Source organism: Providencia sp. PROV141 (assembly GCF_028481645.1).
Classification (GTDB): Bacteria; Pseudomonadota; Gammaproteobacteria; order Enterobacterales; family Enterobacteriaceae; genus Providencia; species Providencia rettgeri.
In genome coordinates, this window is the sequence record NZ_JAMPPR010000018.1 from 1 (window position 1) to 25,981 (window position 25,981).

24 protein-coding genes are annotated in these 25,981 nt (G+C 41.2%); 21 read left to right on the forward strand and 3 right to left on the reverse strand.

The window, feature by feature from the left end:
* The 4 genes from ftsY to rpoH all read left to right on the forward strand — a co-directional run.
* Positions 1 to 1,057 (forward strand): signal recognition particle-docking protein FtsY (ftsY, locus tag PSF09_RS12130; protein WP_272683953.1); only part of this gene is annotated, 1,057 nt, incomplete at its 5' end.
* A 6-nt stretch (positions 1,058 to 1,063) separates the two neighbouring features.
* Positions 1,064 to 1,729: a cell division ATP-binding protein FtsE gene (ftsE, locus tag PSF09_RS12135; RefSeq protein ID WP_004258545.1), complete on the forward strand. Its 666-nt coding sequence runs from the start codon at positions 1,064 to 1,066 to the stop codon at positions 1,727 to 1,729.
* Positions 1,722 to 2,699: a permease-like cell division protein FtsX gene (gene ftsX / locus PSF09_RS12140; protein ID WP_004258540.1), complete on the forward strand. Its 978-nt coding sequence runs from the start codon at positions 1,722 to 1,724 to the stop codon at positions 2,697 to 2,699. Before ftsE ends, ftsX begins: the two co-directional genes overlap by 8 nt.
* A 257-nt stretch (positions 2,700 to 2,956) precedes the next feature.
* Positions 2,957 to 3,835 carry an RNA polymerase sigma factor RpoH gene (rpoH, locus tag PSF09_RS12145; protein WP_004908152.1) on the forward strand — a complete coding sequence of 293 codons (879 nt, stop codon included), beginning with the start codon at positions 2,957 to 2,959 and terminating at the stop codon, positions 3,833 to 3,835.
* Positions 3,836 to 3,944: 109 nt separating this feature from the next.
* Here rpoH and gloA2 read toward each other — a convergent pair whose 3' ends face one another.
* Both gloA2 and panM read right to left on the reverse strand, forming a co-directional pair.
* Entirely contained in the window at positions 3,945 to 4,331 is a 387-nt protein-coding gene (gloA2, locus tag PSF09_RS12150; RefSeq protein WP_272683954.1) for an SMU1112c/YaeR family gloxylase I-like metalloprotein, read from the reverse strand.
* Complete coding sequence (gene panM / locus PSF09_RS12155) at positions 4,328 to 4,732, reverse strand: aspartate 1-decarboxylase autocleavage activator PanM (RefSeq protein ID WP_210838018.1); 405 nt, start codon at positions 4,730 to 4,732, stop codon at positions 4,328 to 4,330. Before panM ends, gloA2 begins: the two co-directional genes overlap by 4 nt.
* 379 nt (positions 4,733 to 5,111) lie before the next feature.
* Here panM and PSF09_RS12160 point away from each other — a divergent pair, with 379 nt between their 5' ends.
* From PSF09_RS12160 to PSF09_RS12215, 12 genes are all read left to right on the forward strand, one after another.
* Complete coding sequence (locus PSF09_RS12160) at positions 5,112 to 6,221, forward strand: branched-chain amino acid ABC transporter substrate-binding protein (protein WP_004908157.1); 1,110 nt, start codon at positions 5,112 to 5,114, stop codon at positions 6,219 to 6,221.
* A 102-nt stretch (positions 6,222 to 6,323) separates the two neighbouring features.
* Positions 6,324 to 7,250 carry a high-affinity branched-chain amino acid ABC transporter permease LivH gene (gene livH / locus PSF09_RS12165; protein ID WP_210838020.1) on the forward strand — a complete coding sequence of 309 codons (927 nt, stop codon included), beginning with the start codon at positions 6,324 to 6,326 and terminating at the stop codon, positions 7,248 to 7,250.
* Positions 7,247 to 8,518 (forward strand): high-affinity branched-chain amino acid ABC transporter permease LivM, encoded by a 1,272-nt coding sequence (locus tag PSF09_RS12170; protein ID WP_210838021.1) that lies wholly within the window; start codon positions 7,247 to 7,249, stop codon positions 8,516 to 8,518. The genes livH and PSF09_RS12170 overlap by 4 nt, the downstream gene beginning before the upstream one ends.
* Positions 8,515 to 9,294, forward strand: coding sequence for a high-affinity branched-chain amino acid ABC transporter ATP-binding protein LivG (gene livG / locus PSF09_RS12175; protein WP_004908162.1), 780 nt, complete (start codon positions 8,515 to 8,517; stop codon positions 9,292 to 9,294). The genes PSF09_RS12170 and livG overlap by 4 nt, the downstream gene beginning before the upstream one ends.
* On the forward strand, positions 9,294 to 9,995 hold the full coding sequence (gene livF / locus PSF09_RS12180) for a high-affinity branched-chain amino acid ABC transporter ATP-binding protein LivF (protein WP_004258508.1): 702 nt from the start codon (positions 9,294 to 9,296) through the stop codon (positions 9,993 to 9,995). The genes livG and livF overlap by 1 nt, the downstream gene beginning before the upstream one ends.
* Before the next feature lie 849 nt (positions 9,996 to 10,844).
* On the forward strand, positions 10,845 to 12,512 hold the full coding sequence (gene hutU / locus PSF09_RS12185; RefSeq protein WP_272683955.1) for a urocanate hydratase: 1,668 nt from the start codon (positions 10,845 to 10,847) through the stop codon (positions 12,510 to 12,512).
* A gap of 56 nt (positions 12,513 to 12,568) precedes the next feature.
* A complete protein-coding gene (locus PSF09_RS12190) occupies positions 12,569 to 13,753 on the forward strand; it encodes a CaiB/BaiF CoA transferase family protein (protein ID WP_272664365.1) in 1,185 nt (394 codons plus the stop codon).
* Positions 13,750 to 14,889 (forward strand): acyl-CoA dehydrogenase family protein, encoded by a 1,140-nt coding sequence (locus tag PSF09_RS12195; RefSeq protein ID WP_210839730.1) that lies wholly within the window; start codon positions 13,750 to 13,752, stop codon positions 14,887 to 14,889. Before PSF09_RS12190 ends, PSF09_RS12195 begins: the two co-directional genes overlap by 4 nt.
* Before the next feature lie 274 nt (positions 14,890 to 15,163).
* Positions 15,164 to 16,603, forward strand: coding sequence for a purine-cytosine permease family protein (locus PSF09_RS12200; RefSeq protein WP_272664364.1), 1,440 nt, complete (start codon positions 15,164 to 15,166; stop codon positions 16,601 to 16,603).
* A gap of 152 nt (positions 16,604 to 16,755) precedes the next feature.
* Positions 16,756 to 17,511 carry an electron transfer flavoprotein subunit beta/FixA family protein gene (locus tag PSF09_RS12205; protein ID WP_272664363.1) on the forward strand — a complete coding sequence of 252 codons (756 nt, stop codon included), beginning with the start codon at positions 16,756 to 16,758 and terminating at the stop codon, positions 17,509 to 17,511.
* Positions 17,512 to 17,526: 15 nt separating this feature from the next.
* Positions 17,527 to 18,477: an electron transfer flavoprotein subunit alpha/FixB family protein gene (locus PSF09_RS12210; protein ID WP_272683956.1), complete on the forward strand. Its 951-nt coding sequence runs from the start codon at positions 17,527 to 17,529 to the stop codon at positions 18,475 to 18,477.
* 11 nt (positions 18,478 to 18,488) lie between these two features.
* A complete protein-coding gene (locus tag PSF09_RS12215; RefSeq protein WP_272683957.1) occupies positions 18,489 to 20,171 on the forward strand; it encodes an electron transfer flavoprotein-ubiquinone oxidoreductase in 1,683 nt (560 codons plus the stop codon).
* An 89-nt stretch (positions 20,172 to 20,260) separates the two neighbouring features.
* Here PSF09_RS12215 and PSF09_RS12220 read toward each other — a convergent pair whose 3' ends face one another.
* The gene (locus PSF09_RS12220) at positions 20,261 to 20,974 is read right to left on the reverse strand and encodes a UTRA domain-containing protein (protein ID WP_210839708.1); all 714 of its coding nucleotides are present in this window, start codon (positions 20,972 to 20,974) and stop codon (positions 20,261 to 20,263) included.
* A 276-nt stretch (positions 20,975 to 21,250) separates the two neighbouring features.
* Here PSF09_RS12220 and PSF09_RS12225 point away from each other — a divergent pair, with 276 nt between their 5' ends.
* The 5 genes from PSF09_RS12225 (at position 21,251) to PSF09_RS12245 (ending at position 25,853) form a co-directional block, all read left to right on the forward strand.
* Complete coding sequence (locus tag PSF09_RS12225) at positions 21,251 to 22,504, forward strand: hypothetical protein (RefSeq protein WP_272683958.1); 1,254 nt, start codon at positions 21,251 to 21,253, stop codon at positions 22,502 to 22,504.
* A complete protein-coding gene (locus PSF09_RS12230) occupies positions 22,501 to 23,628 on the forward strand; it encodes a hypothetical protein (RefSeq protein ID WP_272664359.1) in 1,128 nt (375 codons plus the stop codon). The genes PSF09_RS12225 and PSF09_RS12230 overlap by 4 nt, the downstream gene beginning before the upstream one ends.
* A 534-nt stretch (positions 23,629 to 24,162) precedes the next feature.
* Positions 24,163 to 24,837, forward strand: a complete 675-nt coding sequence (locus PSF09_RS12235) for a CsgG/HfaB family protein (RefSeq protein WP_272664358.1) — start codon at positions 24,163 to 24,165, stop codon at positions 24,835 to 24,837.
* Positions 24,838 to 24,846: 9 nt separating this feature from the next.
* On the forward strand, positions 24,847 to 25,200 hold the full coding sequence (locus PSF09_RS12240) for a DUF4810 domain-containing protein (protein ID WP_272664357.1): 354 nt from the start codon (positions 24,847 to 24,849) through the stop codon (positions 25,198 to 25,200).
* On the forward strand, positions 25,197 to 25,853 hold the full coding sequence (locus tag PSF09_RS12245) for a DUF799 domain-containing protein (protein WP_272683959.1): 657 nt from the start codon (positions 25,197 to 25,199) through the stop codon (positions 25,851 to 25,853). The genes PSF09_RS12240 and PSF09_RS12245 overlap by 4 nt, the downstream gene beginning before the upstream one ends.
* The last annotated feature ends 128 nt before the right edge of the window (positions 25,854 to 25,981 follow it).

A 25,981-nucleotide genomic window follows, 5' to 3' on the forward strand; every position in this document is an offset into this window, starting at 1 on the left:
TGCAGCAGAAGCAGCCCGTTTAGCGGAAGAGCAAGCCGCCGAAGAGGCGAGAATTGCAGAGGAAGAAGCTGAAGCTGAGCGCTTACGTTTAGAAGAAGAAAAAAATAGTTTACCAACAGAGCAAGAAAAACCTAAAAAAGAAGGTTTCTTTGCTAGGCTAAAGAAAGGGTTATTAAAAACTCGCCAGAATTTAGGTTCAGGTTTTTTTGGGCTGTTTTCAGGTAAAAAAATTGATGATGACTTATTTGAAGAGCTTGAAGAGCAGCTATTGATTGCCGATGTCGGGGTTGATACCACTCGCAAAATCATTGATAACTTAACGGCACATGCGAGCCGTAAAGAGCTCAAGGATGCAGAAGTGTTATATGGCAAATTGCGTGAGGAAATGTCTGATATTTTAGCGAAAGTGGATAAACCACTCGTGATTGAAGACAAAAAACCCTATGTTATTCTTATGGTTGGTGTTAACGGGGTCGGGAAAACGACAACAATTGGTAAATTAGCACGTCAATATCAGTCGGAAGGGAAAAGCGTCATGTTAGCCGCGGGGGATACTTTCCGTGCAGCAGCCGTTGAGCAACTTCAAGTATGGGGAGAGCGCAATAAGATCCCTGTGGTCGCTCAACATACTGGCGCAGATCCTGCATCGGTTATTTTTGATGCGATTCAATCAGCGCAGGCGAAAGGGGTTGATGTTTTAATTGCAGATACCGCTGGGCGCTTACAAAATAAATCGCACTTGATGGAAGAGTTGAAAAAAATTGTCCGGGTGATGAAAAAACTCGATGAAAATGCTCCCCATGAAATTATGTTAACGCTAGATGCAAGTACTGGACAAAATGCGGTAAGTCAGGCAAAACTTTTTGATGATGCAGTCGGTCTAACAGGTATAACTTTGACTAAGCTCGATGGCACAGCAAAAGGTGGTGTAATTTTCTCTATTGCCGACCAATTTGGTATTCCAATTCGGTATATTGGTATTGGTGAGGGTATTGAAGATTTACGTCCATTTAAAGCAGATGACTTTATCGAGGCTCTATTTGCCCGAGAGGAATAATTTTCGATGATTCGCTTTGAACACGTTAGTAAAGCTTATCGAGGTGGCCGCCAAGCACTCCAAGGGGTTGATTTTCATCTTCAACCTGGAGAAATGGCATTTCTAACAGGCCACTCAGGCGCAGGTAAAAGTACATTACTTAAACTGATTTGTGGAATTGAACGCCCAAGTGCGGGTCATATTTTATTCAATGGTCATGATATCAGCCGCTTGAAAAATCGAGAGATCCCGTTTCTGCGCCGGCAGATCGGGATGATTTTTCAAGATCACCACCTGTTATTTGATCGAACGGTATATGACAATGTCGCAATGCCGCTAATCATTTCTGGTGCCAGTACCGAGGATATTCGTCGGCGAGTTTCTGCTGCATTGGATAAAGTTGGGTTATTGGACAAAGCGAAAAACTTCCCAATTCAGTTATCTGGAGGGGAGCAACAACGTGTCGGTATTGCCCGAGCGGTGGTGAATAAGCCAACGATGTTATTAGCGGATGAACCAACAGGTAACCTTGATGGTGAATTGTCTGAAGGAATCATGCGTTTATTCGAGGAATTCAATCGTGTAGGGGTGACCGTTTTAATGGCGACCCATGATATTGCATTGATTGAGCGTCGTAACTACCGTGTTCTTACATTGAGTGAAGGTCGTATGCTTGGAGGTCAACATGGCTAAGAATGTCCGTAAAAGTAAGCCGGAACGAGCCAAGCAATCGAAAAGTAAAGCATTAAAAGGCGGTTGGAAAGAGCAATGGCGTTATTCGTGGTTGAATGCGCTTGCTGACATGCTTAGACAGCCTTTGGCCACCTTTTTGACTATCATGGTTATTGCGATTTCACTCACCTTACCGAGCCTTTGTTATATTGTGTGGAAAAACGTTTCGCAAGCCGCGGAGCAATGGTATCCAACACCACAACTCACTGTTTATCTGGATAAATCTCTTGATGAACAAGGTGGGCAAAATGTAGTAACACAACTGCAGGCGCTTGATGGGGTTGACCATGTGAATTACCTTTCACGTGACCAAGCCATGAGTGAGTTTCGCAGTTGGTCTGGTTTTAGTACCGCACTTGATATGCTAGAGGAAAACCCACTACCTGCAGTCGCGATAATTACGCCTAAAATTGATTTTGAAGGTTCTGATGTATTAACAACACTGCGTGATAGAGTCAGTCAAGTCGATGGCATTGAAGAAGTTCGCATGGATGATAGCTGGTTTGCACGGTTAGCCGCGCTAACGGGTTTGGTTGGGAAAGTCGCTTCTGTCATTGGGATTTTAATGATTGTGTCACTATTCCTTGTGATAGGTAATAGCGTACGGCTTAATATTTTTGCTCGCCGCGATACGATTAATGTGATGAAGTTAATTGGTGCCACTGACGGGTTTATCATGAGGCCATTTTTAAATGGTGGCCTTGTATTGGGTGCATTAGGCGCCATTATTTCCCTAATTATGACCTTTCTACTTGTTTGGCAATTAGCGGACGGTGTGGCAAAAGTAGCCAGTGTATTTGGTACACAATTTCAGATTGAAGGGTTGTTATGGGAAGAGTCTTTATTGATTCTACTGTTATCCGCTATGGTTGGTTGGATAGCAGCATGGCTGGCAACACTTCAACATTTACGACACTTTACACCTGAGTAATGCGTTGTTTTCTCATCATTTTTATTAAAGAGTCATGATTTGGTTATATCATGACTCTTTGATTCTATTGCAAATTTTCGTTAAAAATGAACTTAGTCTGAATTGTTTTGTCCTACATTGACCTACTGTTAACAAATTTTGTATATAATTTATTTAACGCGGTTAAACTGGTAGACTAAAAACGTTTACCTCATGGTTAACCAATGCGGTTATCAATACAAACTAATCTGTTTCCTATTATTTTATTGAGGATCTGAATGACCAAAGACATGCAATCATTAGCTCTTGTTCCACAAGGAAGTATTGAAGCCTATGTTCGGGCTGCTAATGCTTACCCGATGCTCACCGCTGAGGAAGAAAAGGAACTTGCTGAACGGCTGCATTACCATGGTGATCTGGATGCTGCAAAGCAACTGATCTTATCGCACTTGCGCTTTGTTATTCATGTTGCTCGTAGTTATGCAGGGTATGGTTTACCACAAGCTGACCTAATTCAGGAAGGTAATATCGGCCTGATGAAAGCGGTGCGTCGTTTCAATCCTGAGGTTGGCGTTCGTCTTGTTTCCTTTGCGGTTCACTGGATCAAAGCTGAAATTCATGAATACGTTTTACGTAACTGGCGTATTGTCAAAGTCGCGACAACAAAATCGCAGCGTAAGCTATTCTTTAACTTAAGAAAGAATAAAAAACGTCTTGGTTGGTTTAACCAGGATGAAGTTGATATGGTTGCCCAAGAGTTAGGGGTAAGTACTAAAGATGTGCGTGAAATGGAATCACGTATGGCTGCACAAGACATGGCATTTGATATGTCAGATGACGATGACAGCAGTGATTTTGGTGGTCCTGTAGCCCCAGTCTTATACTTACAAGACAAAGCATCAGACTTTGCCGGTTCAATTGAAGATGATAACTGGGAAAGCCATGCAACTGACCGTTTAGCAGATGCGTTGGACTCTTTGGACGAGCGCAGTCAGGATATCATCCGAGCTCGTTGGTTAGACGATGACAACAAAACGACGTTGCAAGAACTCGCTGATAAATACGGTGTTTCTGCAGAGCGTGTTCGTCAGCTTGAAAAGAACGCCATGAAAAAGTTACGTTTGGCGATGGAAGAAGACGAAGATAGCGAAATGTAATTTATTACTGGCTAATTCGTTGTTCACTAAAATTATCTGCATTTATTACCCATTAAGAGGTGGATAAATGCAGATAATCATTTCTACTTTTACATTTTTAATTGTTCGATTAATCACCGTATAACTCTAGCGGTAAGCCATCGGGATCTGTGAAAAATGTAAAACGCTTTTGGGTATAGGGGTCGATGCGTATGGCCTCACAAGCCACACCTTGCTCCGTTAAATAAGTGACCCATTTATCTAAATCATCAACACTGAAGGCTAAATGACGCAGCCCTGTGGCTTCGGGATAACTCAGCCTCGCTGGTGGATTAACAAAACTGAATAATTCAATTTGGTAATATTCACCAAAGGCTAAGTCCGCTTTCCATGAATTATTGGCTGGGCGGTAATGTTCTTCAAGTAGATTTAAACCCAAAATACGGCAATAAAAATCCTTACTGACCTCAAAATTGGATGCGATAATAGCAACATGATGAATTTTATTTAACTTCATGCTGTTTTCTCCCATATATCAGGTTGCGTGGTGGTATTGAAGCCATTAGCAACCAAGAATAGTCGCATCGCTTCTTTTTCTTGTAGCGCGACCTCGCTAATATCAAATTTCCATAGTGTAACGTCAGGGATGGCTTGGCAAATTTCTTCTAATAAATATGAGCCAACACCGCGTCGGCGAGTGACCTCTCGTACACAAAAATCCTGCAAAGTAGCAGTGTTATGACCGACAGTCACTTTTGCGGCTCCAAGAAGGCGCTCGTTAAAACGAGCGGCATAGAATAGATCACCTGATTTACACATTTTGGCTAGTTCAAAAGGGCTCTGGTCAGGCCAGATTTTATGTAAGTCCAGATATTGTTGCTCAGTAGGATTGACCAGCGAGATAATAGTGAGTCTCATGATATTTTGTTTGTTTCCCTGTAAGAGTTGCAGTCACTCATCCTGCCAGAGTGATCTACAACCGATTTTTTGATTTTAGAGAGAAAAATTTGGTGATACTTAATTTTCCGAATTTCACTCGGATTAATTTAAATTTAACCAGAATATAACACTAGTATTTACAAAAAACCTACTTTAACACATCAGTTTTTTATTCTGCTTCTAATGTAAAAACCTACCATATCCATTTGCTATTTAGCATAATTATCTTGTTTAATGTTATGAAATATATAGCCTTATTCGCTGTATTTTGAAATCTCAGGCATTGTACCTGTCAACTATAATAATCTACTACAAATCAAACACAAACACTCAGAACCATGAAGACGGGGACGATAAAATGAAGAATATGAATAAAGCATTATTAGCGGGCTGTATTGCGATGGCATTCAGTTCAGCAGGATGGGCAAAGGAAATTAAAATAGCGGTTGTTGGTGCGATGTCAGGGCCTGTAGCTCAATATGGTGATATGGAATTTACAGGGGCACGCCAAGCGATCGCAGATATTAATGCTAAAGGTGGCATTAATGGAAACACATTAGTGGCAGTAGAATATGACGATGCCTGTGACCCGAAACAAGCGGTTGCAGTGGCAAATAAAGTGATTAACGATGGTATCCGCCATGTTATTGGGCATTTATGTTCCTCTTCAACACAGCCGGCATCCGATATTTATGAGGATGAAGGTGTCATTATGATCACCCCAGCTGCAACTAATGCGGATTTAACCACACGTGGTTATCAAATGGTCCTGCGTACAACTGGTTTGGATTCGGACCAAGGACCCACTGCAGCTAAATTTATTATGGAAGATATCAAACCAACTCGTATTGCTGTTGTGCATGACAAACAACAATATGGTGAGGGTTTAGCCCGTTCTGTACGTGAAAGCCTCAATAAAGCTGGCGTTAAAGAAGTGATGTTTGAAGGAGTAACGGCGGGTGACAAAGACTTTTCCGCTTTAGTAGCAAAATTGAAGAAAGAGAATGTTGATTTTGTTTACTTCGGGGGATATTACCCAGAAATGGGGCAAATTTTACGCCAAGCGAAGCAAGCTGGCTTGAATATTCGCTTTATGGGGCCTGAAGGCGTCGGTAACTCTTCATTATCAAATATTGCAGGTGATGCCTCTGAAGGTATGTTGGTAACATTACCAAAACGTTACGACCAAGTTGCGACTAACCAACCAATTGTTGATGCCATTAAAGCGAAGAAAGAAGACCCAACAGGGCCATTTGTTTGGACAACTTATGCAGCTATCCAAGGTTTAACGACGGCAATGGAACGTACTGGTAGTATCGAGCCTGAAGATTTAGTGAAAGACCTGAAAGCAAATCCGGTCGAAACCGTCATGGGAACATTAAGCTGGCAGCCAAACGGTGACCTGAAAGGGTTTGAGTTCGGTGTATTTGAGTGGCACAAAGATGGGACTTCCACCTCTGTAAAATAGTACTCAGCAGTGTTCCAGCATAGCGAATAAGAACCGGAAGTAAGTCACTTGCTTCCGGCTTCTGTTCTCTATAGAGGACAAGTAGTTCGAAAGGATAGTCTTATGTCAGATCAAATTCTGTATTTTATTCAGCAACTTCTGAATGGTTTAACCCTTGGCAGTACTTATGCACTGATAGCTATCGGTTATACGATGGTGTACGGCATCATTGGGATGATTAACTTCGCCCACGGTGAAGTGTACATGATTGGTAGCTATGTCTCTTTTATTGTGATCGCAGGCTTAATGATGCTTGGGATTGATATCGGCTGGATCCTTGTTGCTGCGGCCTTCATTGCGGCAATTGTGGTCTCTAGTGCCTATGGTTGGAGTATTGAACGGGTTGCTTATCGGCCTGTCCGCCATTCAAAACGCTTGATTGCGTTGATCTCTGCGATCGGAATGTCTATATTTCTGCAAAACTATGTCAGCTTATCGCAAGGCTCGCGTGATCTAGCTTTACCTAGCTTAATTTCAGGGCAATGGATCTTGGGGGAAAGCGATGGCTTTGAAGCAACCGTCACTAAGATGCAATTAACTATCTGGGTTGTTACGGTTCTTGCCATGGTGGCTTTAACGTTATTTATTCGTTATTCAAAAATGGGCAGAGCCTGCCGAGCCTGCGCAGAAGATCTTAAAATGGCCAGCTTATTAGGCATTAATACCGATCGCGTCATTTCATTGACTTTCGTTATCGGTGCTGCAATGGCTGCTGTGGCTGGTGTGCTATTGGGGCAATTTTATGGTGTGATTAACCCCTATATTGGTTTTATGGCAGGAATGAAAGCATTTACTGCGGCGGTATTAGGGGGGATTGGGAGTATTCCCGGCGCCATGTTAGGTGGTTTAATCTTAGGCGTTGCAGAAGCGATGACCTCCGCATATTTAAGTACAGAATATAAAGATGTTGTGTCATTTGGTTTATTGATTGGTGTGTTGTTAATCATGCCAACCGGCATTCTGGGACGCCCGGAGGTCGAAAAAGTATGAGAAAAGAAAATTGGATTAATGCCATTGTGGCTTCAGTGACTTTTTTCGTATTGGCACTGTTCATGATGGGGTTGCAGCTCGCTCTTGATGGCACAAAACTGGTTGTTACGGTTGGGGATTCTGTGCGTTGGAACTGGATCATTGCGGGTATTATTGTCATCTTTGTTTATCAGTTGGTTCGTCCGGCATTAAGTAAAGTATGGCAAGGAGTTCCTAAAAAGGCGTGGGCTATTCCTGATTTTGATGGTTCGACAGCCAAGCAAAAGATTCTTGCAGCTGTAATTATTATTGCTGCAATTATTTGGCCATTTATTGTTTCTCGCGGAAGCGTGGATATTGCCACCCTGACATTAATTTATGTAATGTTAGGCTTAGGGTTAAATGTGGTTGTTGGGTTATCCGGCTTACTGGTTCTTGGGTATGCCGGCTTTTATGCCATCGGTGCTTATACTTTTGGTTTATTAAATCATTACTATGGTTTTGGCTTCTGGGAAAGTTTACCGATTGCAGGGTTAACCGCTGCGTTAGCCGGCTTTTTATTGGGATTCCCTGTTCTAAGGTTGCGGGGAGACTATCTTGCAATAGTGACGCTTGGCTTTGGGGAAATTGTTCGTATTTTATTACTGAATAATACCGAAATCACTGGCGGTCCAAATGGGATCAGTCAATTACCGAAACCGACTTTTTTTGGCTTGGAATTTAGCCGTACTGCAAAAGATGGCTGGGATACCTTCCATAACTTTTTTGGCTTAGATTACAGCCCTGGTGACCGTATTATTTTCCTGTATTTTGTTGCCTTGTTATTAGTAGTCTTAACCTTATTTGTTATCAATCGCTTACTGCGTATGCCATTAGGTCGTGCATGGGAAGCATTGCGCGAAGATGAAATTGCTTGTCGCTCATTAGGGCTAAGCCCGACTCGAATAAAATTAACCGCATTTACTATCAGTGCAGCCTTTGCGGGGTTTGCAGGGACGTTATTTGCCGCCCGGCAAGGGTTTATCAGCCCAGAATCTTTTACCTTTGTGGAGTCGGCATTTGTGTTAGCCATTGTCGTTTTAGGGGGAATGGGCTCACAAACTTCCGTGATTTTAGCCGCAATTATCTTAGTCGTATCACGGGAAATGATGCGTGACCTTAATCAATACAGCATGCTGTTATTAGGGGCGCTGATGGTACTGATGATGATCTGGCGACCACAAGGCCTATTACCGATGAAACGTCGTCAAATGCAGGTGAAAAAAGTCCCTGAAGGGGAGGGCGTATGAGCCATATAACAACGCCTTTGCTACAAGTTAATGGCTTAACAATGCGTTTTGGTGGGTTACTTGCCGTCAACAATGTTGAGTTAACTATTAATCAAGGGGAAATAGTTTCACTGATTGGCCCGAATGGGGCGGGTAAAACCACCATTTTTAACTGTTTAACGGGTTTTTATAAGCCAACCAGTGGCACAATTTTATATCGTGAAAAACATCTTGAAGGGCTGACAGGGCAGTCTATTGCCCGCCTTGGTGTCATCCGAACATTTCAGCATGTGCGGTTATTTAAAGAAATGACGGTGATTGAAAATTTACTTGTGGCGCAACATCAACATTTAAAAAGTGGCATTTTTTCTGGGCTATTGAAAACCCCTGCGTTTCGTCGGGCAGAGGCTGAAGCGCTTGATAATGCGGTAAAATGGCTTGAGCGTGTTGATTTACTCCCCTTTGCCAATCGACAAGCGGGTAATTTAGCCTATGGGCAGCAACGTCGGTTAGAAATAGCTCGCTGTATGGTCACTCGCCCTGAAATATTAATGCTAGATGAACCTGCGGCAGGTCTTAACCCTAAAGAAACCAATGACTTGGATGACTTGATTGCTGAGCTACGAGCTCATCATAATGTTTCAATTCTATTAATTGAACATGATATGAAATTAGTCATGGGAATTTCAGATCGCATTTATGTCGTGAATCAAGGAACGCCATTAGCAAATGGAACACCGAGTGAGATTCGCCAACATCCTGATGTGATAAAAGCTTATTTGGGGGAAGCTTACTGATGCTAGAATTTAAAAAAGTTTCTACCCATTATGGAAAAATTCAAGCACTACATGAAATTAGTTTGAATATCCAAAAAGGTGAAATTGTGACCTTAATTGGAGCAAATGGTGCAGGGAAAACCACCTTGCTCAGCACTCTTTGTGGCGATCCACGTGCATCGGAAGGTCAAGTCATTTACCGAGGCGTGGATATCACCCAATTGCCCACTTCGAAAATTATGCGTGAAGACATTGCGTTAGTACCCGAAGGGCGGCGTGTATTTTCTCGTATGACAGTGGAAGAAAATCTCGCAATGGGGGGCTTTTTTGCCGATCGCCAACAGTACCAAGAACGTATTGAGCGAGTTTATAAGCTATTTCCAAGGCTGTATGAGCGTCGAAGTCAACGTTCAGGAACGATGTCTGGTGGTGAGCAACAAATGCTAGCGATAGGCCGCGCTTTAATGAGCCAGCCAGAGTTACTCTTACTTGATGAGCCATCCCTAGGCCTTGCTCCCATTATTATTATGCAAATTTTCGATACAATCCAACAGTTACGCGAAGAAGGAATGACGATTTTCCTTGTCGAGCAAAATGCCAACCAAGCGTTGAAACTCGCAGACCGTGGCTATGTATTGGAAAATGGGCATATTGTGCTGGAAGATAGTGGTAAGGCGTTGCTAGCGAATGAGGCAGTACGAAGCGCCTATCTAGGCGGCTAAAATTTTCGTTATCCTTCACGCTGTAGCGTTGTTGGCTTCACTCGGCTGTTTGGGTGACATACTTTATGTATGCTCCCAATTTTCGTTATCCTTCACGCTGCGGCGTTGTTGGCTTCACTCGGCTACTTGGGTCACATACTTGTGTATGCTCCCCAAGCTATCCTCATTTTGCCGCCTAGCCACAACGCGAATGATTTAGAAAATTACATTTTCGTCATAGTTATATTACGGACTATGGCGTTGTCGGCTTTATTCGGCTACTTGGGGCACATACTTGTGTATGCTCCCCAAGCTATCCTCATTTTGCCGCCTAGCCACAACGCGAATGATTTAGAAAATTAAATTATCATTCACTTTTTCTGATTGCTTGGGTTATCTGTTGATGCAGGTAGCCCGCTTTTGTTTCTGATGTACTCCATTTTGAGCTGTTCGGCATGGGTTTTCTCACTATACATCGTTGCAATGTTCTGTGAAGCGACTCGCAATTTCGCTATTTACTTGTTTCTATGCATAAAAACAAATGTATATACAACTTTTTCTCTAGAAACATACAGCTACTTGTTGTTGTATAACTTCTCTTGCGTTCCAACCTTCACACTTCCTATAAAATTTCAAATTTAAATGTATATACTTTGTGAAGTAAATGTATATATATTTGAATCATAGATAAACACTCTAAATAAGTAGATAGTCTCGAGTAAGTTGATATTAAATTAATCTATTGATTTTAAATCAAATAATTAATTTTAAAACACAAGTGCATCGCCACTAACTGGGTATCTCGCAGATTATTATAAATAAAATTGTTAATTTAACGTTAATTAAAAATGGATGATAGGGGATACAACCATGTTAAATCGTACTGACTCAACTCGAGTGATCCGCGCACCACGTGGCAGTGAGAAAACCTGTAAGAGCTGGCTGACAGAAGCGGTATATCGCATGCTCCAAAATAATTTAGACCCTGATGTCGCTGAGCACCCTCAAAGCTTAGTGGTCTATGGCGGTATTGGTCGTGCGGCACGTGATTGGGAATGCTATGACAAAATTTTAGATGTGCTGACCACACTGGAAGATGACCAAACATTACTCGTGCAGTCAGGTAAACCTGTAGGTGTGTTCCCTACCCATCCAGATGCGCCGCGTGTATTGATCGCAAACTCAAATATTGTTCCTCACTGGGCGAATTGGGATCACTTCAATGAGTTAGATCGTAAAGGCTTAATGATGTATGGCCAAATGACGGCCGGTTCTTGGATCTATATTGGTTCTCAAGGGATCGTCCAAGGCACCTATGAAACGTTCGTTTCACTGGCCAAACAACACTTTAATGGTAACGCAGCAGGGCGTTGGATCTTAACGGGCGGTTTAGGTGGAATGGGCGGAGCACAGCCATTAGCAGCAACCATGGCGGGTTTTAGCATGATAGCGGTCGAATGCGATGAAAGCCGTATCGATTTTCGTTTAAGAACCCGCTATGTGGATAAAAAAGCGACGACATTAGATGAGGCACTACAATACATCGAGGAAGCCAAAGCAAATGGCCAGCCAGTTTCTGTTGGGTTATTAGGTAATGCGGCTGATGTTTATAGTGAACTGGTGAAACGCAATATCACCCCTGATTCCGTCACTGACCAAACGAGTGCCCATGACCCTGTGCACGGTTACTTACCACAGGGTTGGACACTCGCCCAATGGCGTGAAAAACAACAAACCGCAGCTGCTGAAGTGACCAAGGCAGCGAAAAAAAGTATGGCAGTCCAAGTGGATGCGATGTTAACGATGCAAAAGCGTGGCTCAGCGGCTTTTGACTACGGCAATAATATTCGCCAAATGGCAAAAGATGAAGGCATTAGTAATGCCTTTGATTTCCCAGGTTTTGTTCCTGCTTATATTCGCCCTCTGTTTTGTGAAGGTATTGGCCCATTCCGTTGGGTTGCGTTATCTGGTGATCCTGAAGATATCTATAAAACAGATCAAAAAGTAAAAGAATTATTACCAGATGACAAACACTTACATAATTGGCTCGATATGGCACGCGAGCGTATCGCATTCCAAGGGCTTCCTGCACGTATTTGTTGGGTAGGCTTAAAAGACAGAGAAAGATTAGGACGAGCTTTCAACGAAATGGTGAAAAGTGGTGAGTTAAAGGGCCCAATTGTGATCGGCCGTGATCATTTAGACTCAGGCTCTGTGGCTAGCCCTCACCGTGAAACGGAATCCATGAAAGATGGTTCTGATGCGGTATCAGACTGGCCTTTATTGAACGCACTATTAAATACCGCAGGTGGCGCAACATGGGTCAGTTTACATCACGGTGGTGGTGTCGGCATGGGCTTCTCACAACATTCAGGCGTTGTCATTGTGTGTGATGGAACGGACGCTGCTGATAAGCGTTTAGCTCGTGTTTTACATAATGACCCTGCAACGGGCGTTATGCGTCATGCAGATGCAGGTTATGACATCGCCATTAACTGCGCGAAAGAGCAAGGACTGAACTTGCCGATGGTGAAGTAATGTCGTGTGCCAGCTGAAGTTGAGCTGGCATCTTTCTGGAATAGAAGGAATTCAGTATGAATGCTGCGTTAACTCAGAAAAGACAAGGGCCACTGGCGGGGATCAAAGTGATCGATTTAAGCCGTGTGTTAGCTGGCCCTTATTGCACAGGTATGATGGCCGATCTTGGTGCTGAAGTGATCAAAATTGAAGTGCCCAACCACGGTGATGATAGCCGCCATTTAGGGCCATTCATTGATGGGGAAAGTGTTTATTACGGTTTAATTAACCGAGGTAAACGCAGTATTGAATTGGATCTTAAAGCGGATGAAGACCGAGCGATTTTATTCCAGCTAGTCAAAGAAAGTGATGTGGTGGTTGAAAACTTTCGTCCTGGTGTGACTCAACGACTCGGTATCGATTTCGAGAGCCTAAAGCAGCACAACCCTAAATTAATCTACGCCAGTATCTCTGGATTTGGGCAAAACAGCCCACTCGCCAGTTATCCCGCTTATGACATCGTGGCACAAGCGATGTCAGGCCTAATGAGTGTCACTGGTTTCCCAGAAACAGGGCCTACACGCAGTGGTGAGTCAATTGGCGATGTGTGTGCAGGGATGTTTGCCTCATGGGCGATAAGTAGTGCGTTATTTGCGAGAGAGCGTCATGACGAAGCGGCACAGTATATTGATGTAGCGATGGTGGATGTCTTACTGAGCATGCAGTTAACTGGGCTTTCAAACCTATTTGCTCATGATAAGGCTCCGAGCCTAGTGGGTAACCGCCATCCAGTATCTACGCCATTCGATACTTATCAGGCAAAAGATGGCTTAGTGGTTATCGCGATTGCGAGTGAAAAGCTATTCCAACGTTTTTGTGAATGTATGGAAAAATCGGAGTTATGTCACGACTCACGCTACCTTAATGACCCGAGCCGAACACAGCACCAAGCTGAACTTAGAAAAGAGATCGAAAGTTGGACACGCCAAAAAACCGTTGAAGAGGTATGCGACATTTTATTAAATGCGGGCGTTCCTGCTTCACCAATTCATAATTTACACCAAGCAACACAAAGTGAGCATGCCCAAGTGAGGCAAGTTCTGACGCACCTGAATGATGGGGGAACGCCTTTGGTTTCTCAACCAGTTTTTTTCAATGGGAATAAACCTCATTCGACCCGCCGTGCGCCAAAATTAGGTGAGGCAAACTTAGTGTATAAGCCAGCGAGAACAACCATTAAAAATGCGGAGACGATGCAATGAGTTTTGATATTAATGAAACAGAACAAGCGGTTGTGGATGCGATAGAAAAAGTTTGTCATGACATTTTACAGCCGAATGCACAAAGATACGATGAGACAGAAACCTTTTGCGCAGAAAGTTTACAAGCGTTAGGAGAAATGGGCTGTTGGGGAATTAATTTACCTGAACAGTATGGCGGTTTTGGTATTGGCAGTGTGGCGATGAGTCAGGTAGTCGAAGCTGTTGCTGCCGCTTGTGCTTCGACTTCATCGGCTCTAACGGCACATTTTTTGGCGACAGATTCAATTTTAATTGGTGGTACCGAAGAGCAAAAAAATTATTGGTTACCAAAAGCCGCTGCAGGAGAATTATTAGGCGCATTTGGCTTAACTGAGCCGGCTGCGGGTTCTAATCCTGCAGATATGCGAACCGTGGCAACTCGTGAAAATGGTGGCTGGCGTATTCGGGGTAATAAACACTATATTACTAACGCCAAAGAAGCCGACTTTATTGTGCTATATGCGAAAACGGATGTAGAAGCGGGAGCCCGTGGGATCAGCGCATTTATGATCCCTAAAGGCACGGAAGGTGTGGCATTTTCTCAACCTGAAAAAACGATGGGATTACGGGGGAGCACGATTTATGAATTAGCACTGAATTGTTGGCTACCGGAATCGGCATTACTGGGAGAGGAAAATAAAGGGTTCCATACCGCGATGGAAGTTTTAGATAAAGGGCGTGTTGAGGTGGCCGCAACATCCCTTGGTATTGCTCGCGCTGCGATGGAAAGTGCTTTAGGTTGGGTAAAAGAACGCCAAATTGGTAAAAAACCATTAGCCGCATACCAAGGAACTCAATGGCGTATTGCGGATATGCATACCCAGTTGGAGGCCGCTCGTATGTTGACTTGGCAAGCTGCCGAATTGCGTGATTCAGGGGAGCGTTTTAGCTTGCAATCTGCGACAGCGAAATTGTTTGCCGCTGAGTGCGCGGGTTTTGTTACAGATGCAGCATTACAGCTACATGGCGGCTACGGCTATATTCGTGACCTTCCCCTTGAACGTTATGTGCGTGATGCGCGGATTTTACGGATTTTTGAGGGCACGTCAGAAATACAAAAAATTATTATTTCACGTGCCGTTTTAGATGCCCACTAATTTATTTTAAGTATTGAGCGAGTAAGCGGGACAGGCGTTTACTGGTTTATGGAGCACCATAGGAAGCACTACCTGACAACAGGATCATGGAATTAAAAACACAACAACAATCAGGTTTAAGAATGTATTTCAATTAGTTATTTAGGGTGAATAACAGATAAAACATCACCCAGCGTAATGCTTAATAACTGTACCTTACAACTGTAGTTATTGCGGTTCCATTACGATTAATTGGTTCATTCTTTAAGCCAGCCTTGCTTAAAGAGGAGTTACCATGACAGTTTCAAACGACATCGCTACAGGGCAAAAAAACCGGCAGGAGAATGTACCTTTAATCGAAGCGCGTTCCATCGATTACATTCCAGAGTCCGAGCGCCACGGCACCTTATCAAGCCAATTCACACTTTGGTTTGGTTCTAATTTGCAAATAACCGCAATTGTAACCGGAGCCTTGGCAGTCGTACTGGGTGGGGATGTATTCTGGTCATTAATTGGCTTATTTATTGGCCAGCTGCTAGGTGGTGCGGTGATGGCTTTGCATGCGGTGCAAGGGCCAAAATTGGGGTTACCACAAATGATTTCGAGCCGTGTACAGTTTGGTGTATACGGTGCAGTCATCCCTATTTTATTAGTTTGCATGATGTATGTCGGGTTTTCTGCCAGTGGTACCGTGCTGGCAGGGCAAGCGGTGGGTCAGTTATTACATGTGACGGATTGGGTTGGAATTATCATTTTTGGTGTGGTGATTATTGGCATCACAATTTGTGGTTATCGCATCATCCATATTTTAGGAAAAGTGGCGAGCGTTATTGGTGTAATTACGTTCTTCTATCTATTTTTCCGTCTATTTTATATGAATGATGTTTCGGTACTACTGGAAAACCGCCATTTTAGCTGGACTAATTTTTTATTAGCGATGTCATTGTCTGCTTCTTGGCAAATTGCTTTTGGGCCTTATGTTGCTGACTATTCACGTTATTTACCGACTAAAACTCCGACAATCAAAGCCTTTTTGGCCGTAGGTTCAGGGACAGTCATTGGTACGCAAGCATCGATGATTTTAGGGGTTTTTGCCGCAGCACTTGCAGGGAATAAATTTGCGGGTAACGAAGTCTCATATATTGTGGGCTTAGGTAGCACAGGTTTGATAGCGGCTCTGTTATATATCAGTATTTTCTATGGAAAAGTGACGATAACTGCACTGAATGCTTATGGCAGTTTTATGTCTATGGCGGCAATTTGGTGTGGCTTCCGTGGGAAAAGCCAAATTTCTCGTGGGCAAAGGTTGTTCTTTATTATTTTAATGGTCAGTTTCTCAACCTTACTTGGACTAGCAGGCCAGCATTCATTTTTAAAACTCTTTTCTGCTTTCTTATTGTTTTTGCTTGCATTCTTTACCCCTTGGAGCGCAATCAACTTGGTTGACTACTATTGGGTCACTAAAGGCCGCTACGACGTTCCTGAACTCGCAAACCCAAATGGCCGCTATGGGCGTTGGAATAAAGTTGGGATATTCACTTACATTGTGGGTGTGTTAATACAGTTACCCTTTATTTCAACAGGGTTTTATACCGGGCCTTTAGTCGAAAAACTCGGTGGTGTTGATATCTCATGGATTGTGGGCTTGGTGGCAACCAGTGTTATTTACTATGTTGCGATTAAAAAATGGCCTATGTCAGTGGCAGACCGATTGATATTACCCACAAGTAAATAAATATTTCATCAAAAACTAGCATTAAAAATAGTAAAAATTGAGACAACCAGTAGCAGTGTGAATATCACTGTTACGGTTTCTCTCAACCTAAAAAACGATTTTAGAACATCATCATACCCAACAATCATTGAAGAATTGGGATAGGAGTTGCTATGAAAATTTTAGTCGCAGTGAAGCGAGTAATAGACCATAACGTCAAAATAAGAGTAAAAGCCGATGGCTCAGGCGTTGAATTGGCGAATGTCAAAATGGCCATCAACCCCTTCGATGAAATCGCTGTCGAGGAAGCTGTACGTTTAAAAGAGGCGGGAAAAGCGACAGAAGTTATTGCTGTTTCTGTTGGTGATATTGGCTATCAAGAAACATTACGCAGTGCGATGGCGATTGGTGCTGACCGTGGCATTTTAGTCCAGAGATCTGGAGAGTTGACCTTAGAACCACTGGATATTGCGCGTTTACTTCAACGAATTGTGGAAAAGGAACAGCCAGATCTTATTTTATTAGGCAAACAAGCTATTGATGATGATTGTAATCAAATAGGCCAAATGCTTAGCGCATTATTGGATTATCCGCAGGCGACATTTGCCTCACAAATTCAGTTTGAAGGCCAATTACTGCAAGTTACAAGGGAAATTGATGGCGGGTTAGAAACGTTAGAGATGCCATTACCCGCTGTTATCACAACGGACTTAAGGCTCAATGAACCTCGTTATGCAACTTTACCTAATATCATGAAAGCTAAGAAAAAAACGTTAGATATTATCGATATTGTTGAGATGGATTTTACGCCATTAGGGCAAATTAAAACGCTTAGTGTCTCCGAACCCAAAAAACGGGCAGGGCAATGTACATTGTTAAGCAATGCGACAGAGCTAGTCAGTGCATTGCACGCGAAAGAAGTGATTTAATCGAGGAAAATATCAATGAGCCAAATATCTGTATTAGTGGTGGTCGAACATGATAACCAAACAATTAAAACCTCTACTTATCATAGTATTAACGCTGCAAAACAGCTTCTTGCAGCGGGTGATCATTTGCACTTATTAGTTGCGGGAGATGAGACGAACTTGGTCGCTCAGCTAGCTGCGAGCATAAAGGGTGTGAGTAAAGTTCTAGAAATACAATCAGATAACTTGAAAAACCAACTCGCAGAACCGATGGCTCACGCTGTGGTTAATATCGCAAAGGAATATTCCCATTTACTGTTTCCTGCGACGACATTTGGGAAAAATATAGCCCCACGGGTTGCTGCAACGTTAGGGATTGCACAAATTTCAGACATTACCCAAATTATTGATTCTCAAACCTTCATTAGGCCTATTTATGCAGGAAATGCGTTAGCAACAGTGCAGAATAATGGCCAACAAGTGGTTATTACGGTGCGTAGTTCGACATTTTCGGGGGGATATGAAGCACAAAGTGATGCTGAAATTGAAACCGTTTTCCTTGCCGATATTCCCTTGCGTAGTCAGCTAAAAAGCCAATCTCTAACCCAAGTTAGCCGTGCGGAATTGAGCTCTGCAAAAGTGGTTATTTCAGGTGGGAGAGGTTTGAGCTCTGGTGAAAATTTTGCGCTATTGGAAACAATCGCTGACAAATTGGGCGCTGCGGTTGGTGCTTCACGTGCCGCGGTCGATGCAGGCTTTGTTCCGAATGACTATCAAGTCGGGCAAACAGGGAAAATTGTTGCACCAGATTTATATATCGCAGTAGGAATTTCAGGAGCAATTCAACACGTTGCAGGCATGAAAGAAAGTAAAGTAATCGTTGCGATTAATAGTGACCCTGAAGCGCCGATTTTCCAAGTTGCAGATTATGGCATTGTTGGCGATCTATTTGAGATCTTACCGGAATTTGACAAAGCATTAGCGTAAGAGGTGGATGAATGGCTATCGACAATATTGATAAGATAAACGAGGCTCCCGAGCGGGAATCGATGGAGTTCGATGTCCTGATTGTCGGTGGTGGGCCTGCGGGGTTATCTGCAGCAATACGATTAAAACAGCTTGCCGCAGAGAAAGGAACAGACATATCGGTTTGTTTAATTGATAAAGGCGCACAGATAGGTGCTCATGTTTTATCTGGTGCGGTGATTGATCCACGGGCTCTTGATGAATTGCTGCCAGACTGGCAGCAAAAAGTTTCAGGCCCCTTAACACCTGTAAACTATGACCGTTTTTTATGGTTGAAAGAGAAAAAAGCAAGTCATTTACCCCTATCTTTATTACCAAAGTGTTTGAAAAATGATGGTAATTTCATTGGTAGCTTAGGGCAGGTCAGTGCTGCGCTTGCCGTTGAGGCTGAAAGATTAGGAGTTGATGTTTTTGCTGGTTTTGCTGCGGTTGAAGTGCTATTTGATGAGACAAACCAAGTAATAGGTGTCACCACTGGAGATATGGGACTTGATAAATCAGGTAACCCAACACCGATGTATCAACCAGGTATGAATTTGCTTGCGAAAATGACCTTTTTTGCGGAAGGGTGCCGAGGCCAACTCGGTAAACAATTAATAAACCATTTTAATTTATCTGCAGAGAGTGGCAAACAAACCTATGGTTTGGGAATTAAGGAAATCTGGCAAATTCCAAAAGAGCAACATCAAGCAGGGCTAGTTGTCCATTCTGTTGGTTGGCCACTAGATAACCACACCTATGGCGGTGGCTTTGCTTATCACTATGGAGATAACTTAGTCGCAGTGGGTTTGGTCGTCGGGCTAAATTATGAAAACCCTTATTTATCACCATTTGATGAGTTTCAACGCTTAAAAACCCATCCTGCTTTTAGTGATTTTTTATCGGGTGGAGAGCGGATCAGTTATGGTGCTAGAACGATGGTGGCGGGTGGGTTAGCCGCGTTACCCGAATTAAGCTTTCCTGGTGGGGTGCTAATTGGCGATGATGCTGGTTTTTTAAACGCGGCTCGTATCAAAGGCACCCATTGTGCCGTTAAAAGTGGCGCACTAGCGGCAGAAGCGTGGTTTAGCGCTATCCAGAATGGAATGGTTGACTATTTACAGTTTAAACAGCAATTTCGACAGCTATTTGAAGAGAGCTGGTTATATCAAGAGCTTTACCAAACACGGAATTTTAAGCCTTATATGAAAAAAGGTTTAGTCGTTGGTTCAATGCTATTTGGTGCAGAACAACTGTTATTAAAAGGGCGCAGCCCGTGGACGTTGAAATTAAAACAATCGGACCACGAAGGAATAAAAGAAGCGAAAGGTTTTACACCGATAGACTACCTAAAACCCGATGGTAAATTAATTTTTGATAAGCCTTCTTCCGTTTTTTTATCGAATACGAACCATGAAGAGGAACAACCCTGCCATTTAAAACTGGCTGATACTAATGTTCCTATCCAAGTTAATTTAATGAAATATGCTGCGCCTGAGACACGTTATTGCCCCGCTGGAGTCTATGAAATTATAGGGGATAAAAGTGAAGAAAAACTACAAATTAATGCACAAAACTGCCTGCATTGTAAGGCTTGTGACATTAAAGATCCGTTACAAAATATCACTTGGACTGCTCCCCAAGGAGGGGAAGGGCCTATTTATCAAGGAATGTAAAACGAATTTATTGTGATGTAGATGTGCTTGATATTTTTTGTTTTATCAGTCGCTTTGGGGCAATTTTGCCCCATTTTTTTATTTCTGCATTAATTCTCAATTCGCGAATGTAATTTTAATTTGTAGCGCGAACCCGCGGTGATCATTTTAACATAGCTAATTAGGGTCTTACCTGTCCAAGTGCGCCGACTAAGTTGTAAACAAGGTGAGTTTTCTTTAATTGATAATGATTGAGCAATGGACTTTGTGGCTAATGCGGCTTCAATGGTATGTTCCATTTCACTGACAGGAAAATGGCGTTGCAAGTAACCGCTAGGCGTTTCTGTATCGCCATATTTTTGCTTAACAAAGTCAGGCACAATGGCGTGGTTAACATAGCGTTCTTCTAACATTAAAGGGATATCGTTTTCAAAATGAAGAACTTTACAGTATCCCACATCACTTCCTTCGCTAATTCCGAGCTGTAGTGCGATTTCTGCTGATGCGGAAATAATTTTAAGTTGTAATTGGTGACCGCTATATTTGTTACCGCTCGTTGAGATCTCATCAAAAATATCAAATGCTTTTGTAACCGGGAGCTCATGTTTTTGGGTGGCAACAAATGTGCCTTTCCCTGCAATTCGATTTAGGATCCCTTTTTGGCTTAACTCTGAAATGGCTTTATTCACCGTCATACGGCTTACATTGAACTGAGCGCATAGCTCTAATTCTGTCGGTATTTGAGTTTCAGGCATAAAAATACCTAAATCAATACTGCGTAAAATGTAAGACTGGATTTGCTTATATGCAGGTTGTGATGTCATCGCTGTTATTCAAAATTATTGTTAAAGGAAGGAGTGGTAAAATTGCTTTATTGCCACATTTCACTCACAAACTTTGTATTGAATGCAAGTTTATCAGTAATTACTGGCTTTGCTAGTAGGAGACACCTATTTCTAATAATTAACCTGAGTTAAATAACAGTTTAGAGTGCTCGTCATTGTCTGAATTATTTTATTATAAGGTAAGTTTTACTAGGGCTATATACCTTTATTTATTATCATAATGTTAAATTTACTTAGCGAAATAGGCATTTACTCATGCGAGTTCAATATTTCCATGTCAGTCTTACTCAATGTGATTATCAAAATGTCAGCCCAATGGGGATGGTAAGATTGATTGCCTCTGAAAAAGTATTTTTCTTTAATCAGGATGATTTTTCAAATAGCCAAATATTTTTAGAGCGCATACAGCAAGGTGACTCTTTGGTTATTTGTGCAGAAGAGATGAATGATGGAAGCTATTGGGTTGAATGGGTTTACCATGCTGAGCATGGCCGGCTTGAGCCCGATAGAACCGTTGGCTTTAATCGTTCACTAGGAAAACAATACTTAATTTCGTTAGTCTTAATGGCACTGATACCTGCGGTGTATTACTGTTTTACTGAGGCAGACGACAGTTTCTTGATGATAATATTAGTGGCCATTTTGGGTTGTGCTGCTTTCGCTGGGATCATTCTTTTTGGCTTAGCACTCGTACAAACAAAGCATATTTTAAGCCCAAAACGAAAATTAATTTTGAAAGCGCTAGATTCAGTTATTGCTGGGAAATATAAACTGTTTGAAGAACGTTCATATATTGAAATCGACGGTATCAAGAATCCTAAATCTAAGCCTGTAAAATTACATAAAGCTGCTGAAATTAATGTTGATAAAACATCACTATCCGTGACAAAAGGCAAGGTAAATATCACTGCAAATTACAACCTTACGATCGCTGCAGGAGATACTATCCAAACACTCAATAAAGTTAATTTACAGATTAATAAAAAACACATGGGAGTTCTAGTCTCAGCAAATGAGCCCCTTTTTAATAATCATAAATTATTTATTGCACAGGCGGATGAACTTGAGGTTTTACATAAAAATATTCAGGAAGATTCAAAGGAACAAGTCGTTTTTGGCATCCTAAATCATCAAGACGGACTAGCATATAGCCTGATAGGTAAAGGCGCTCCACAAGAAAGAGGGTTCTATATTGGTTTGTGGGGCTTTATATTCTGTATTCTAGCGCTTTTCATTCTAGCCGTTGGTAGCGTATCTATTAGCGAAACCTTTGAAAAAGGCGGCTATTGGGATTATTGGGACTGGATGAATATTATTGATACTGGTGTCATGTTTATCAGTTTTTCAGGAGCTATTTTACTCGGAATAAGCTTCCTTATTGCTTTATGTGTGGCGATTTATTTTAAAGTGTCAAAACGCGGTAATGCCTATTATCAATCTCAATATTTTTTAAAACAACTTCGTCGGCAGCACGGTAAAACAGATTATGTGACGGAGGTGCGTTCATGAACCCATTTCTCAGTAAACGATTCCTTATTTTAACGTTTATTTTTGCACTCAGTTTATTGTTCACTCTTTTTGTTTTTATTCGTGGTGGTACGGAAGATTGGCAATGGCAAAACCATAATGAAAATAGTGTAGCAATAGGTAGCTATGATTTCGCAACGACATTTCCATCTGAAAAGGGGATGCTAATAATAGCTCAAAAAAGCAGTCGTTCTAGCTATTATTATTCTTATAGTCCTTATGAAACGTTGAGTGAATATGATTACCAGATATTGTTTGCAGATAATCAAGGTGTCCATTTTATTACGTATGGTGACCAAAGCTTCTATAATGCTGTTTGTGAAAGAAATGAGTGCCTAATCATGCTAAGGGATGGCTACCGCACTATTAATTTAACTAATTTTTCAGTAAGTGAATTAATTCCTTGGGGAGATAGACCCAGCTCTCTATTTTCGACATTAATTATGGGAAAAATTTATCAATCTAAAGGTTCTCCTTTTTATGTGGTTGCGGATAATGAAAATATTTTTATTAGCGCAGATAAAGGAATGGTATGGGAACATTTTATGAATGTTCGTGATTTAGCTAAATCATTATTTCCTGAGGAAATTTCTGGTAATTCAAATTTCTCCTACGCAACTTATCGAGATAAAATCGTAATGTGGTACAGCTACGGTAATCAAATGGGATCACTGGAAGTTATCATGGATATCCCCACTAAACAGGTTATTAGTAGTAAATGGTTACCTGTCAGAATTAATGAATCAGCACAAAATCGTCATGGCGATATTTTTGTGGTTGCTCAGGAGCCTTCACGCCGTTTATTTTCTTTGATGCAATTCCAAACTAATGGTGATTTTGAGGTTATTGCAGAAAGCGGTTATAACCATTTGAACAGCTTAAAAGTTGGCAATCAAGGAGTAATTGTTTCGAATTCAGTTAGAGGTTCACAACAATATTTAATGATGGATATTGCAACGAAAGAGATTCGTTATCGCCCTGAATTTCCTTTGTATAACAAAATATACAATATGGCGGACCAATCCTTGATTGAAATAGAAAGCACTTATTCGAATGAAGGTAATTTGACTAAAGGTGTACAAGTTTCTTATCAATCTTTGCATTGATATGTAATTATGCTTTAGCGCGTTTTCATTCAAGAAGGATAGGGGAAACTCTATCCTTTTTTATATTGGTTACTTAAAAGGTTAATTTAATACGGAGATGGGAATAGTTTGCGGTAAATCTTCGCGTTAAGATGAGTAAGAGGGCCTTTCAATGGTAGATTGAAAAATAGATAAAAATTAATCAATTCTAATTGATTATATGGAAATATTACCTTTAATCAGAAAAAACAAATAAAATAAAAGAAATATAGATAATAATATATATTATTATCTATAGAGGGGATATTCGATATCATCACTAAAGATTACTAATTAAATTGTTTTTCTAAATTTACCCATATTTAATCAAACGGTTGATTTTATTTTAGTAAACCTTAGTGACTTTATGAATATTATCGTAATTAAAAATCAAGCTAAACATAAGGTAAAAAATAGGTAGTATTGACTAGATCCTATTCTTCATTTAATGCAAAATAACAGTGCAAAAATTAATTCTAATTCTAATTCTAATTCTATTTTAATTGAGATAGCTAAATGAATATATCCAAAATCAGTATTGCATCTATTTTTATTGCAAGTGCATTATTAAGTGGTTGTGCTAAAGAATCTTCTCGCTCTTTAGCTGTAGAAAAAGTTGCGACATATAATACTCAATATTCAGGTCCAAAAAGCCCAATATCAATAGGGAAATTCGATAATCGTTCTAGTTATATGAATGGTATTTTCTCTGATGGTGTTGATCGTTTAGGTAATCAATCTAAAACCATTTTGATGACACATTTACAGCAAACAGGTCGTTTTAATGTATTAGACCGTGCAAATATGCAAGAGCTTAAAGAAGAAGCTGGCATTAAAGGTCAGTCTCAACAGTTAAAAGGTGCAACTTATGTGATTACTGGTGATGTTACTGAATTTGGGCGAAAAGAAGTAGGGGATCGCCAGTTATTCGGTATTTTAGGTCGGGGTAAATCACAAGTAGCGTATGCCAAAGTCAATTTAAACGTTGTTAATGTTCAAACATCTGAAGTGGTATTTTCTTCACAAGGTGCTGGTGAATATGAATTATCAAATAGGGAAGTGATTGGTTTTGGTGGCACCGCTAGTTATGACTCAACATTGAATGGAAAAGTATTAGATTTAGCCATTAGGGAAGCTGTAAATAACTTAGTTTCGGGTATTGAAAGTGGTGCATGGCAGCCAGCTAAATAAGGAAATACGATGAAAATTAAATTATTGGCTGTTATGGCCGGTGCGATTTTATTAAATGGCTGTGCCAATGAACCAAAACCATTATATAACTGGGATGGTTATCAAACAACGGTTTACCAATATTATCAACAAACAGAAACTAGCCCCCAAGAGCAAATTCAAGCTTTGAAAAAGAATTTGGAAATGAGCAAAGCAAAAGGTTTGGCAACTCCGCCAGGGTTACATGCACATTTAGGGTTATTGTACTCAACAACCGGAGTGGTTGATCTTGCAATGCAAGAATTCACAGCAGAAAAAGCATTGTATCCAGAATCTGCGGCTTACATGGATTTTCTCATGAAAAATAAAGGAAAAGTAAAATGAAACATTTACTTATAGTCTGCGGATTGGTGATGACATGGTTATTAACGGGATGTGCTCAGTCAACTAAAGTTGATTACACGGCATTTAATCAAAGTAAACCAAAAAGTATTCTGGTGCTATTACCACAAAATAGTTCACCAGAGGTACAGGCAAGTCATGGTTTATTATCACAAGCGACCTTTCCTTTAGCTGAGGCGGGTTATTATGTGTTCCCTGTTGCTGTTGTTGAGGAAACTTTTAAGCAAAACGGGATGACAAATTCGGGTGATATTCAGGCTGTTCCTCCAGAAAAATTACGTGAAATTTTTGGTAATGATGCGGTACTTTATTTGAATATTACTGAATACGGAACAAGTTATCAGGTTATTTCCAGTGATACTCGCGTTACAGCGGATGCAAAATTGGTTGATGCTAGGACAGGGGCGTTATTATGGAGTGGCTCCGCAACTGCATCGAGTGCTGAAAATAATTCCTCGTCAAATGGTATTATTGGGGTGTTAGTATCTGCTGTTGTTAACCAAATCGTAGATACAATGACAGATAAAAGCTATGCAATTGCAGGTATAACAAGTGTCAGGTTATTATCTGCAGGTAAACCTAATGGTATCTTATATGGGCCTAGGTCACCTAAATACGGTAAAGATGCTCAGTAATTATTAATTATTTTAATAATGGGTAAAATAAAACTATTTTACCCATTTTATTTAAGTTATCTTTTATTTAAGTTAAATTAATGTATTTAATTATGTTGTTATATTAAGTATATGTACTTTTACTAATG